The 12,796-nt window shown below is 42.0% G+C and carries 12 protein-coding genes; 2 read left to right on the top strand and 10 right to left on the bottom strand.

Translation table 11 applies throughout. The annotated features are described in order from the left end of the window. Positions 1-58: 58 nt before the first annotated feature. The 8 genes from WR49_RS04830 to WR49_RS04795 all read right to left on the bottom strand — a co-directional run bounded on the left by WR49_RS04830 (position 59) and on the right by WR49_RS04795 (position 8,763). Positions 59-1,222: a phosphoglycerate kinase gene (locus WR49_RS04830; protein ID WP_017056543.1), complete on the bottom strand. Its 1,164-nt coding sequence runs from the start codon at positions 1,220-1,222 to the stop codon at positions 59-61. Between the two features lie 165 nt (positions 1,223-1,387). Then, the gene (gene epd, locus WR49_RS04825) at positions 1,388-2,437 is read right to left on the bottom strand and encodes an erythrose-4-phosphate dehydrogenase (protein WP_032547908.1); all 1,050 of its coding nucleotides are present in this window, start codon (positions 2,435-2,437) and stop codon (positions 1,388-1,390) included. Between the two features lie 205 nt (positions 2,438-2,642). Then, positions 2,643-4,166, bottom strand: coding sequence for a PTS transporter subunit EIIC (locus WR49_RS04820; protein WP_017056541.1), 1,524 nt, complete (start codon positions 4,164-4,166; stop codon positions 2,643-2,645). 160 nt (positions 4,167-4,326) lie between these two features. Further along, on the bottom strand, positions 4,327-4,707 hold the full coding sequence (locus WR49_RS04815; protein WP_046223275.1) for a hypothetical protein: 381 nt from the start codon (positions 4,705-4,707) through the stop codon (positions 4,327-4,329). 22 nt (positions 4,708-4,729) lie between these two features. Continuing rightward, complete coding sequence (locus WR49_RS04810) at positions 4,730-5,092, bottom strand: hypothetical protein (protein ID WP_156155661.1); 363 nt, start codon at positions 5,090-5,092, stop codon at positions 4,730-4,732. Positions 5,093-5,390: 298 nt separating this feature from the next. Continuing rightward, positions 5,391-6,632 (bottom strand): ABC transporter substrate-binding protein, encoded by a 1,242-nt coding sequence (locus tag WR49_RS04805; RefSeq protein ID WP_046223273.1) that lies wholly within the window; start codon positions 6,630-6,632, stop codon positions 5,391-5,393. Further along, on the bottom strand, positions 6,629-7,996 hold the full coding sequence (locus tag WR49_RS04800) for an ATP-binding protein (RefSeq protein WP_231574686.1): 1,368 nt from the start codon (positions 7,994-7,996) through the stop codon (positions 6,629-6,631). The genes WR49_RS04805 and WR49_RS04800 overlap by 4 nt, the downstream gene beginning before the upstream one ends. Positions 7,997-8,058: 62 nt before the next feature. Continuing rightward, positions 8,059-8,763 (bottom strand): response regulator, encoded by a 705-nt coding sequence (locus tag WR49_RS04795; protein ID WP_046223271.1) that lies wholly within the window; start codon positions 8,761-8,763, stop codon positions 8,059-8,061. Positions 8,764-9,099: 336 nt separating this feature from the next. Here WR49_RS04795 and WR49_RS04790 point away from each other — a divergent pair, with 336 nt between their 5' ends. Then, a complete protein-coding gene (locus WR49_RS04790; protein ID WP_017056536.1) occupies positions 9,100-9,336 on the top strand; it encodes a hypothetical protein in 237 nt (78 codons plus the stop codon). Positions 9,337-9,404: 68 nt separating this feature from the next. Here the strand turns inward: WR49_RS04790 and WR49_RS04785 are convergent, their stop codons facing one another. After that, positions 9,405-11,363, bottom strand: a complete 1,959-nt coding sequence (locus tag WR49_RS04785; protein ID WP_082082741.1) for a ligand-gated channel protein — start codon at positions 11,361-11,363, stop codon at positions 9,405-9,407. A 139-nt stretch (positions 11,364-11,502) separates the two neighbouring features. Here WR49_RS04785 and WR49_RS04780 point away from each other — a divergent pair, with 139 nt between their 5' ends. Continuing rightward, on the top strand, positions 11,503-12,396 hold the full coding sequence (locus WR49_RS04780) for a LysR family transcriptional regulator (RefSeq protein WP_046223270.1): 894 nt from the start codon (positions 11,503-11,505) through the stop codon (positions 12,394-12,396). A 92-nt stretch (positions 12,397-12,488) separates the two neighbouring features. Here WR49_RS04780 and WR49_RS04775 read toward each other — a convergent pair. Further along, on the bottom strand, positions 12,489-12,796 hold a 308-nt coding region (locus WR49_RS04775; protein WP_046223269.1), incomplete at its 5' end, for a transketolase-like TK C-terminal-containing protein.

Genomic DNA, 12,796 nt, shown 5'->3' with positions numbered 1-12,796 from the left:
AGTGTGATATGCAGCAAACGTTAAAAGGCGAGATTCACATCTCGCCTTTCTAAATCAATTATGCTTTAGCACGCTCTTCAAGCATTGCTACTGCAGGAAGTACTTTACCTTCAACGAATTCAAGGAAAGCGCCACCGCCAGTAGAGATGTAAGAAACGTCAGCTTTGATACCGAACTTGTCGATAGCTGCTAGCGTGTCACCACCACCTGCTACAGAGAAACCTGCAGATTCAGCGATTGCTTTAGAGATACCAGCAGTACCCGCTTCGAAGTTCTTGAATTCGAATACGCCTACAGGGCCGTTCCAAAGGATAGTTTTCGCGTTGCCGATGATTTCAGCTAGTGCTGCAGTTGAATCTGGGCCAAGGTCGAAGATCATGTCGTCGTCTTGAACTTCAGAAACGTGCTTGATTTCAGCTTCTGCGTTTTCGTCGAATGCTTTCGCACATGCAACGTCAGTCGCTACTGGGATAGCACACTCTTTCATTAGCTTCTGAGCCGTTTCAACTAGGTCTGCTTCGTATAGAGACTTACCTACGTTGTGGCCTTCAGCAGCGATGAATGTGTTCGCGATACCACCACCAACAACAAGTTGGTCAGCGATTTTAGATAGCGACTCAAGAACGGTTAGTTTAGTAGAAACTTTAGAACCACCAACGATAGCCACTAGCGGACGCTCTGGGTTGTCCATTGCTTTGCCAAGAGCTTCAAGCTCAGCAGCAAGAAGAGGGCCAGCACATGCTACAGGAGCGTAAGTACCAACACCGTGTGTAGAAGCTTGAGCACGGTGAGCTGTACCGAATGCATCCATTACGAAGATGTCACATAGTGCAGCGTATTGCTTAGAAAGTGCTTCTTCGTTTTTCTTCTCGCCTTTGTTAAATCGAACGTTTTCAAGAACAACGAGTTCACCAGCGTTTAGATCTAGGCCGTTAACGTAATCCTTCGCTAGCTTAACGTCGCAGTCTAGTGCGTCGTTTAGGTAGTTAACTACAGGTGCTAGAGAGAACTCTTCGTTGTATTCGCCTTCAGTAGGACGACCAAGGTGAGAAGTAACCATAACTTTTGCGCCAGCTTCTAGGCAAAGTTTGATAGTTGGTAGAGATGCAAGGATGCGTGCATCTGAAGTTACTTTACCGTCTTTTACTGGTACGTTTAGGTCAGCACGAATAAATACGCGTTTACCTGCAAGTTCCAGGTCAGTCATCTTGATCACAGACATGTTTTGTCCTCTCAAATTTAAATAAATATAAAGTTTTGGAAACTCAGCAACCCTGCTAAGCCTATAAATTATTCAACTGGTAATTTTTAACTACTCATAATATGTGGATACTTTGTATTTATTTCAAGCTAAAAAATAAATAATCCACACATTTGCTTCTAGGTCTTACTTCTTGCCTTCAGAAGCTTGCATTGCAAGAACCGTATCCAGCATTCGGTTCGCAAAGCCCCATTCATTGTCACACCAAACCAGCATTTTCACTAAGGTGCCATTGCTCACTCGTGTTTGCGAACCATCAACGATTGCGCTATGGGGATCGTGATTAAAGTCAATGGAAACGAGCGGCGCTTCAGTATAGTCAACTATATTGTGTAATGTACACTGGGATGCATTAACAATGGTTTGATTTACGTCATTAACTTTCACATTTGTATTAATTGTGACACTTAAATCCATCGCGGTTACGTTTACCGTCGGCACACGCACAGATATCGCTTCGAACTTGTTAGAAAATTTCGGGAAGATTCTTTCAATACCTTTATGCAGTTTGGTATCGACAGGAATGATGGATTGGCTCGCCGCTCGAGTACGGCGAAGATCGCTGTGGTACGCATCGATCACTTGTTGATCATTCATTGAAGAGTGAATAGTCGTGATGGTACCGGACTCGATGCCAAAGGCGTCATCAAGAACCTTAATGATAGGGACAATACAGTTAGTGGTGCATGAACCATTGGAAACGATTCGGTGGTCAGCTTCGATAGTATCGTGATTTACACCATAGATAATGGTGTTATCGAGGTCGCTAGCACCTGGATGTGAAAACAACACTTTCTTCGCGCCAGCAGCGATGTGCGCAAGGCCGTCATCTCGGCAGCCGTAAACACCAGTACAATCGAGAACAATATCGACTTCAAGATCACGCCAAGGCAACAGTTCAATATCAGCCAGATGTAAGATACGAATGGTATCAAACTCGCCTTTATCTTCAGCACCAATGCCATGATGAACATAGATGTGCTCTTGATCGTTAGAGATTTTCTTGCCGAAGCGGCCATGACTGGTGTCGTACTGCAATAGGTGAGCCATAGCGTCAGGCTGAGCAAGCTCATTGACAGCTACTACTTTGATTTGTTGGCTTTTGCCACTTTCATAGACAGCGCGCAATACATTACGCCCTATTCGTCCAAATCCATTTATCGCGACTTTTAGCATAGTTCCGTACATCTAACCAAAATTTCGTGTCACAGATGATAACTGAATCCTATTCAAAGCGCATTAATTGAATACTAAAGCTGCCATAAGCACATAACTTTAGATACAAATAAACGCCACCAACCATAGCGTTGATAGCGTTATTATTTATGTATCAGAGACTATAACTTATTGTCGTCAGCTTTATCGGAAGTAGCCCGCACTTTTAACTTGGGTTAGCAGATAACGCACTTGATGACTCAGCAGTACCTTCATTCATAAGCTCAGCCACAAATTGTGCTCTTGAGCCCAAAATAATTTGCAAGCCATTTGAACCTACTTTTATAACTCCCATTGCACCTAGGTCTTTGATTCCTTGCTCATTCACAAGTGCCTGATCTTTAATCTGTAAACGTAACCTCGTAATACATGCACCTATAGAAGTAATGTTAGCAGCACCGCCAATCAAGGTTGTGATTTCACTAGCTAAATCTTCATTATCCAAAGTGATCGCCTTACTTTGAGTATCCTCACGCCCAACGGTTTTTAAATTAAACTTTCTAATCGCAAAACGGAAAACAGTGTAGTAAATCGCAGCCATAGTCAGTCCCCAAAGAATCACATTGATCCAGTTGGTCTTAAAACCATCCATAGCAGGAAGCACCCCAAATGAAACAAAATCAATAATACCCGCAGAGAAGGTTTTTCCTATGTGGACATCCAACGCATAAGTTACGGCATAAGATACCCCTGCCATAATAGCAGAAAACACATAAAGCAAAGGCGCTACAAAGATAAATGCAAATTCAACAGGCTCTGTAATACCGGTAACAAAAGAGGTGAGAGCGGCAGATCCCAAAATACCCGCTGCTATTTTTTTATTTTTGTCATTCGCTTCATGATACATAGCTAAACATGCAGCAGGGAAAGCAAACATGTAGATAGCAAAATTACCCGATAGGAATTTGCCAGCTTCTTGGTATTCACTGGTTGAGAACGTTTTTACTCCATCTTCAAGCATTTTAAACCAAATAGTATGATCGCCATTTACAATGGTACCCGCGGTAGTTGTGTACTCACCGAAAGAAAACCAATAAGGGCTATAAAAAATATGATGGAGACCAACTGGAATTAAAGCGCGCTCCATAAATCCGTAGATGAACGTTGAGACGTACATGTTTCCGCCATTCGCCATATGTGATAGCGCATCAATACCAGATTGAATATATGACCAAATATGGGGTAACACTAAACCAATTAAAAACGCAGAAAATGCAGTCACAATAGGTACAAAGCGTTTTCCGGCAAAGAAACCAAGGAAATCAGGCAGCTTAGTATCATAAAAACGTTGATACATAACGGCTGCGAGGATACCGGCTATGAGTCCGCCAAAGACACCTGTTTGCAATGAAGGAATACCCATCACCATTGCATAACGGCCACCTCCCATCGCCATCTCAGGTGTAATGCCGAGCGCCACCCCCATTGTCGCATTCATCACGACCATGGCGACAATCGCGGCTAAAGCGGCAATCCCTGACTCCTTAGTCAAACCAACCGCTGCTCCTACCGCAAACAGTAAGGCTAAGTTATCAAATATAACACCACCAGCACGCATCATTAGGGGAATGTCGAGCTTAGCACCGAAGGCAAGTAATAACCCCGCTGCGGGTAATATAGATATGGGCAACATCAATGCTTTACCAATTAAGGAAAGCTTAGATAAGCCGCTTTTAAAACTATCTAGCATAATAAAGTCCTTTAATATCGTTAGAATACCAATGAACTTTATCAAGCTAATTGAATCTCAAGGTTACAAATAGCAAGTAGTTTGTAACCCGATTTTTACAAACTAAATATCAACAGAAAAAAGGCACCTTTAGGTGCCCTTGTTTTGTAATCATTATTAGTTAATTAGCTAAACGACAGTAATCTGAACCATCACAATCAATATGTGACCTTATGCTACCGTAACTCTTTGGATCCCAAACATATAACACCTCTCGTACATTCGACGTCAGTGGGTCAATATACCCTTGGTCATATTGAGTTACGTAGTATTTTTTAAACTTATTAAGTTTAATCGTCTCAGTAGTTCCTGGCTCTAGCGGAATATCATGAAATTCTTCACTTATTGAATTGAGAGGTAATCTATCTCTTAATGCTTCAACTTCAATGTCAGATTCTTGTGGGTTTGCATCTGTATAAGGTTGGTCTTGACCAAACATTATTTTGCATTTAGCTTCATTACCTAACTTATAAGCTGCTGTAATAACCGCTTCTTTTGTCATAAAATGATCAATATGAGTTCCATTAGCTAATAGGGACTAATAGCGTACAGTTGTCAGATTTTAAAATTGTAGTGAAATTATCAACCATACTATTAAAAGTCTTTATTTCTGATTGTCGAAAATTTTTAAACGTTCCTCCAGGACCTCCCCCTGCGGTTTGATCACCTACGTACTTTCGCAATGGAGCATCATAGTACCCATAGCTACGAAATTTAAATTTATCCCAACTAGTAAAAAGATCGGTTAATGCATCATAGTCTTCACTATAACGATTTTTTGTAATCGTCAAAACTCGTTCATTTGTTAATACGTCATGATGGTTTGTTGAATAGTTAGAAGCACCAAACATCACATCGACAATTATCTCATCATTTTCATTAGCCAAATTCAAACTAGATATATATCCAGAGAAAACCAATAATGCATCATCATGATGTGGACTAACGATCCTATATTATTCAGCCATAGCCGGTACAGAAATAATTAAAGAGGTAAAAGTAGCTATTATGGGGAGTGATTTCATAATCTAATTTCCATTATTTTATATTTAAACCTTCATCAATATTATTCTCCTTACAAAACCCTAGGTTTCATTTTGTAATTTATTTGTAAGTGAAAATTCATAAAAGATATAAAATAACAATATCTAAATAACTTTATCACGAGAATTTTATAGGCCTTAACTATCGAAATATTTCATTATTAATGGCATTAAGGTGACCGATAAGGGTTTTAGACGTTATCGATGAATCAATAAAATAACGATAAAGTTCATTCGAAACTGCATTTTGAATTACGGGGTTAACAGCCATTGAATCGGTCAAGCTTGGCATTGCCGAACCATTCCGACTCGCTCGTATATAGTCATCATAAGATTTCTGTTGGCACCGCGATAAGTCATCAATAGGAATATTAGTTTGTGCTGGTATTGAGCCCTTTTTTTTACTGAACTCTAAAAGAAACTTAGGGGCAGATAGCGCGGCCATAATTGAGGTTATATTCTGATCTTCATTTGAACGAGTGGAAAAAAAGGCTAGGCTATCTACATTGTAGATAAACCCATTTTCTGTAGAAGGAAATGGGCTACATTGAATGTAGTCAGGAATGCTAGAGCCTGAGCTTAGCATTTCTCCTAGAGCCCAATCACCTGTAAATTGAAATGCGAATTCCCCTTTGAGTAGTGCTTTCGTTCCTTGATCCCAACTTATTTTTGATAAGTCATTTCCAACAATATTCGCGAGAGATCGAAAGCGATCTAGTGCTTCTAGTGTTTCTGGGCTGTTCAAAGCTTCAGGGGCTAAATCAACAAAAGCCTGGCGATAATAGTGAGCACCACCCACTCCGAATGCAATGTTTTCAAAAATTTGAACAACTTGCCAAGGGTCTTCCCCCAAAGCAAGTGGCGTAATACCTTTGTTTTTTAGTACATTCAATGCTAGCAATAGTGAATCCCAATCATTAGGGGGAGACAACTGGTGTTCAGCTAATACCTCTGTGTTTATCCACATCCAGTTTAGTCGATGAATATTAAGAGGAATGGCAACATAGTTCCCATTGTATTTGTGAATGGCTTGAATATCAGGGTACAGCGATTGATCCCACAGATTCAATTTAGCGACTTCATTCATGTCCATTAAGAACCCGAGTGCTGCCCAAGACTGAATAGCAGGTCCTTCCATCTGCGCTATGTCTGGTGAATAGCCAGCAATCGCTCTCGCTTGAAGGATAGATTTAGCAGGCCCACCTCCTCCTCCTGCAATTGGATCACTTTTTAATGTAAAAGGCAGCAGGCGAAACCGGTCTTCGATCACCGACAATGCAGAATCTTCACCTTCTGCCGTCCACCAATGCAGCATCTCTACAGAGGGGTTAGATAATATAGGTTGTGTAACGAAAAGAGTGACTAAGAAGACCCATATTCTCATAAACTGCTTACCAAAATAATGTCGACTTCTAGCCCTCCTTCTGGTGCATTAGATAATTTAATATCCCCTCCATGACTCCTTGCGATACTTCGGGAAATCGCCAAGCCTAAACCGGATCCATCCACGCTTGAATCGCTACCTCTAAAGTAAGGTTCAAATACTTTTTCTAGTATGCTTTCGTCAATCCCTGTACCTGAATCTCGCAATACAATATGGATAGAGTCAGAGTTAACAAACATGCTGATATTCACGACATTCCCATACTTAATGCCATTATCCACTAAGTTAAAGAGGCAACGCTTAATTGCTAATGGTTTACCATAGAATTTAACATCTGGCATATCGACAAGGTTTACGCATAAGTTATCTTTGTTATGAATAGCCGCACATTGTTCAAAAATATCATTCATGTCTATCCACTCAAATTCTTCATGAATATCATTATCTCGCATGCACTGTAATGCTCCGTTTAACATCATCTCAACTTCATTCAAAAGTTTTTCAAATTTAAGCCTTGTCGTATTGTCGCTGAGCATTTCTGTACGAAGCTTTAAACAGGCTAAAGGTGTTTTTATGTCATGTGAAATGGCATTAAAGAACATATTTCGGTCACGTAAGTTCGCTTTAATGCGACGATTCATTTTATTGAAAGCATGGATCGCAGCTCTGGTTTCTGAACTGCCCTCTTCTTTGATTTCTTCAATCTGCATTTCCGAACCCATAAGCGTTGCGGAACGAGCAAGAGATCGAAAAGGACGAATCTCTTTTTGTAGCACAACGTATGAGACCCCCATGAGCATAAAAGTGACAATTAAAAGAAAGGTGATCTGGCGGCTATCTATAAAATTATCGGTCAAGCTATCGAAAGACAGCGGAATAACGGTCGCTAAATAGAGCCACTCATTATTTTCTAGTTGAACTTGAATAACAGCTATTGGGAGATCGAGTTTGCCTAACACTAAGCTGTAATCTTTCCACAATGCAGGCAGCTCATTCAGCTTGATACCTGAGTTGAACAATAGAAGATCGTCTCGCTTGGTCAAAGTGACATGTACTGAGTGTGACGTTTTAAGTTGTTGTTCTAAAAGATCTGATGCTTGCACCTGCATTTGAGGCACTAAAGAGTGATGACTAAGCGAAGGAACAGAAAGCCTATGATTATTCATGGAAATAAAGAATCGTGTTCCCCCAATATTTCGTAATTGATCGAGAACCAAATGACGATAATTGACTGGAAGCCCTGAAAAGTAATTTATAGTGTCCGAAGCTGCAGAGGCTATCGCAAACATAGCATGGCTCGCCGATTCTCGTTTAGATACAGAGGTCGTGGAAAACCAAGCTGCACCTGCCAGAACTTCAGCCATGACAATAACCAAGAACGTAGACAACGTAATACGTACGACCATTGACTGAAAGAAGTTTTTTTTCAACATTGAAGTCCATGAGAGTCGATCACAAGCATGTAGCCACGATGCCTCACCGTCATAATCGTATTTCTATCATCGTCCCTCAATTGCCTTCTCAACCGGCTAATTTGTACATCAATCCCTCTCTCTAGTGGCTCTGCATCCCTCCCCCAGAGTGCTTGTGCAATGTCATTACGACTTAATAATTGATTGGGAGAGTCAAGCATAAGAGTAAGCAAGTTATAATCGGCACTAGAAAGAGAGACTGCCTCACCATCTTCATGTTTCAATTGTCGTTTTAGGGTATCGAACGTCCAATCCATAAACTTTAATTTACGTTCATTTGTGCATTGACTGAATGTTGAACGCCTGAGTAGAGCTTTGATTCTTGCCAATAGCTCACGAGGATTAAACGACTTGGTTATGTAATCATCAGCTCCAATTTCTAACCCCGCAATACGATCTGCATCATCAGTTACTGCGGTTAGCATAATGATAGGGACTTGAGATCGTAAGCGTAACTTTTGGCACAAAGTTAAACCATCATCCCCTGGTAGCATGATGTCTAAAATAATGAGATCTGGGGTGACAGTTTCTAGCTGTTTCCACATCGAGTTACCTTCAAGTGCAGTAACCACAGTGAAGCTTGAGCGTTCTAGATATTCGCTTAAAGCATCGAGAATTTCCTGATTATCATCCACAATCAAAATAATCTTATTAGCCATGAACCAACCTATGCCACTAAATGATTATCAATACATTTACTCACTTTATAATTAGTTTCAAGAGAGTTAGTAACAAAATGCGTCCAAAACCCTAAATGTAAGTTGTAAGTTACAAATAGGTTGCCCTTATCATCCGATAATTTAGGCCTTCACCTTTATGTGCACCTCCTTATAGTTTAATAAAAACAACATATTAGAATGCCGAACTGAGTAAAATGGGTATAAACCCTACCTTATGAATTTGATTAATACATAGATACTGTTCATATTATCTATGAGAGTGTCATTTTCTATTGGCTGTTTCTAACCTCGTTTTATCAACCAAAGGAAATGACTATGTCTGGATACCCAGCAGCTCACTTTTGTAAACAATGCGAACAAAAAACACCTCATCGTGAAGTGCTTGTAAGAAAGACCAGCAGCTACGATACGGATACTTCTCTTTTAGGTAGGATCAAATTAATGATTCATACTTTTATCAATGGCGGCAAATACTATGCCATGGACAGGTATGTCACGTGTAAAGTATGTGGTCATAAAGAGAAAGATAACTGGGGCAATGAATTTGAGTAATCATTACATATCTTCAGTTTGAACTAGTAAAAAGGCCGAGACAATGCTCAGCCTTACTACAACAATCATTAAAATGCGACGTCTAAACCTAACCAGTAGCGACGACCATCTTCGACATATCCGTATTCTTCGTAACTGATTTCCTCGTCCAGCAAGTTATAGATCGCACCTTTGATACGAGTGTTATCGGTTAACTGGTATGTCACACCGGCGTCCACAAAGGTATAAGCGGGCTCTATGGTACTGTTTCTTGATGGACCCGTAACCGGATCCATTTCTTTACCTCGGTAAGTAACTTTAGCCCAACTCTCTAGGTCTACTGTTGTTTGCCAAGCCACATCAACGTTAAATAGATGCTTTGGTAACTGCTGTAACGGCATGCCTTTGTATTCACCTGTTTTTTGTTCGGAATCGGTAAATGTGTAGCTCGAGCTGATATAAATAGTTTCTGTTAACGGCGATGCTAAAGTCGCTTCAATACCTTGTGTGACGGCTTCATCCACGTTGATACGGTACGTAGGATCTGCTCCCCATTGGTTTGGTCCATCAGTACAGATGGTATCTGGACAAACAACACGTGTGATTTTGTCTTTGAACTCATTATGGAATGCAGTCAAAGAGACATCTAAACCAGAGTCACCTTGATACAAGACACTGATTTCTTTGTTTAGCGACGTTTCAGGGTCAAGGTCTGGGTTACCGTAAATATTACCGCCACCGCTGACTTGTGCCCAACCAGGAGTAATTTCACGTAATTGCGGAGAACGGAAACCGGTTGCCACACCACCTTTCACAGTCCAAGACGGGTCGACACGCCATACACCATAAACACGTGGGCTAAAGTGCGCGCCATAGTTTTCGTCATGATCTAGACGACCACCAAACGTAACGCTAAACGGATCGGCGACTCTCCATTCATCTTCAATGAAAACTGCCCACTGCGTATTCGATGTTTCGGTCTTCGATGACGCTTTGTTGGAAGTAAAATCCTCAAGCTCCGCATGAGTGGCGTCCACACCGGTCGTCAGCGTATGGTTTCCAATACCAGTCACTAAGCTCGACTTGAACGTGGTATTGGTGATCATCATCTCACGAGATTTGTTTCCGCTCTCTTCACGTTGCAAGTAAGTATCTGATAGGCCAACCGAGTCCCAATCGCCGTTGTGACTCAGTGTGACGTAATTACGACTATATTCGTTGATCGAATCCTCACAACCTCTTCGGCAACCCGTAGTGGGTACGGAGAGTCCAACGTTCCCACGACGACTTTGTGCCGATGTGCCCCCTTCTAGTTGCACAGAATGGCGGTCATTAACCTGGTAGGTCAGTTTTGACGAGATACTTTGCATATCTTTATCTTCATAACCGTATTCAATATCATCTTCTTCTCTTGCGGTATACTGACCGTATACTTGGAGAGATAGGTTTTCGGCTAGCGGCCCATTGACGAAGAAATTCGCGCTCTGTTCTCCGCCCGAGCGACTGTTGTCTTGCAAAACCGTGCCTAGCTGAACGTTACCCGTCCACTCCATCGCGTCTTTTCGTGTGATCACGTTAATCACACCACCAATCGCATCAGAGCCATAAAGCGTCGACATTGGGCCACGAATGACCTCAATTCTCTCAATCGCTTGAAGAGGGGGTAGCCAACCTTGTTCAATACCAGGGCCGTCACTATTTGGGCGAGTTTCACGCGTGCCTTGGCGCTTACCATCGACGAGTATCAAGGTGTATTTAGAACCCATACCACGAATACTGATGTCGGTAGTGTCGCCACCACCAGTCACGACAACACCAGGCACACTTTTTAGTGCATCAGTAACATCACGATAATAACGCGAGTCCAACTCCTCACGCGAAATCACACTAATACTTGCAGGTGCGTCCGCTTGAGATTGTTCATAACTTGATGCAGTTACAACCACTGTTTCCATTCTAGAAACCGCATCATTGGCAAAAACATGAGGGACACTGACAAAGGCAAAAATACCAGTTGCAGTAATAACTGGCAGTCTAAGAGTAGACATCTACATCTCCATAATTGATAATGATTATTATTTTCAAACGCAAATTATTCACAAATAGAGTGAGATGCATAGTGATAGTTATGGAACGGTTCCTCCCATTTATGGAACCATACATAACTCAGTAAGGAATAAATGAAATATGCACGACTTAGCATCAATTCGAGCCTTTGATGCGCTCAATCAGCATAAGAGCTTGACCGCCGCTGCCAAGGCCCTTAACCAACCTAAATCAACGCTGAGTCGTCGCTTGGCACAATTAGAAGAAGATTTCGGTCAAGCTCTAACAGCAAGACAAGGCAACCGATTAGTTCTAACAAGAGCAGGAGAAATTTTTGCCCACTACAGTCGCCAGATTCTTGAGCTAAGTGAAGAGAGTTATGATGCGCTCCAAGGTTTAACGAACCAGGTCTCAGGGCCGCTGCATATTGTTTGTCACACAGCATTAATTAGAAGTTGGCTAGGCGGTGTGCTCAATGGCTTTCTCGCCGATAACCCTGACGTCAGGGTCCAACTCACCAGCGACTTTTCTGAAGCGCATCATGACCCAGATTTGTTCATCTGGCTCGGTGAGCGTAAGGATCTCGGTTGGCGCAAAGAAGTATTAGGCTCATTTCGTTACACGCCCTTTGCCTCTCCAGCTTATCTAGAACAACATGGTTCGCTCCAACACCCCAAAGAACTTGAAGCGCACCCTTGGATAGACTTTGGCTCGGTACAAGAAAACGGATTGATGCTCACGCACCCTCAACACGGTGAGTTCTTCTTAGATCCATTTATTAGTCGCTTATACAGTGACAACATCGCCATGCAGATCGACAGCATCGCGAATGGTCATGGTATTGGGTTGCTGCCAACTTGGACAGCAAGCGGTTATGAGCAACATCACCCGGGTCGAATCACGCCTTGCTTAGAAGGTTGGCTTTCGGAGCCCATATCCATTAACTGCTATACGCCAGCAGGAAGACCACCACTGCGCTTATCCGTACTTTTAGAGCGTATTTACCAAAACATTCCACAAGGTTGGAAAACCTGACACAATTAAAAAAGGCCATCGCAATGATGGCCTTTCTAAATTTAGCATCTAACAGTCGTCCTTTACGTTCGACTGTTGGGGCAGTCTAGCAGTTACGCTAGCAGCTCTTTCGCTGTGTTTACTACGTTTTCAGTAGTGAAACCGAACATCTTGAATAGCTCACCTGCTGGTGCAGATTCGCCGAACGTTGTCATACCGATGATCTTGCCACCGAAACCAACGTACTTGTACCAGAAGTCAGCGATGCCAGCTTCTACAGCGATACGTGCCGTTACGTCAGATGGAAGTACAGACTCACGGTACTGCGCGTCTTGCTTGTCAAACGCGTCAGTAGCAGGCATCGAAACTACGCGTACTTTCTTACCTTCAGCCGTTAGTTCAGCAGCAGCGTTAACCGCTA

It is taken from the genome of Vibrio sp. ECSMB14106, assembly GCF_000972265.1.
In the GTDB taxonomy this organism is placed as follows: Bacteria; Pseudomonadota; Gammaproteobacteria; order Enterobacterales; family Vibrionaceae; genus Vibrio; species Vibrio kanaloae.
The sequence above is the reverse complement of the archived record's forward strand: the minus strand, read 5'-3'. Positions and strand labels throughout refer to the sequence as shown.

Coding starts and splice junctions, on each gene's coding strand:
- WR49_RS04820 (WP_017056541.1), bottom strand. CDS start 4,166: ATGCTAGATAGTTTTAAAAGCGGCTTATCTAAGCTTTCCTTAATTGGT.
- WR49_RS04830 (WP_017056543.1), bottom strand. CDS start 1,222: ATGTCTGTGATCAAGATGACTGACCTGGAACTTGCAGGTAAACGCGTA.
- WR49_RS04795 (WP_046223271.1), bottom strand. CDS start 8,763: ATGGCTAATAAGATTATTTTGATTGTGGATGATAATCAGGAAATTCTC.
- WR49_RS04815 (WP_046223275.1), bottom strand. CDS start 4,707: ATGACAAAAGAAGCGGTTATTACAGCAGCTTATAAGTTAGGTAATGAA.
- WR49_RS04785 (WP_082082741.1), bottom strand. CDS start 11,363: ATGTCTACTCTTAGACTGCCAGTTATTACTGCAACTGGTATTTTTGCC.
- WR49_RS04805 (WP_046223273.1), bottom strand. CDS start 6,632: ATGAGAATATGGGTCTTCTTAGTCACTCTTTTCGTTACACAACCTATA.
- epd (WP_032547908.1), bottom strand. CDS start 2,437: ATGCTAAAAGTCGCGATAAATGGATTTGGACGAATAGGGCGTAATGTA.
- WR49_RS04780 (WP_046223270.1), top strand. CDS start 11,503: ATGCACGACTTAGCATCAATTCGAGCCTTTGATGCGCTCAATCAGCAT.
- WR49_RS04790 (WP_017056536.1), top strand. CDS start 9,100: ATGTCTGGATACCCAGCAGCTCACTTTTGTAAACAATGCGAACAAAAA.
- WR49_RS04800 (WP_231574686.1), bottom strand. CDS start 7,996: ATGGCTGAAGTTCTGGCAGGTGCAGCTTGGTTTTCCACGACCTCTGTA.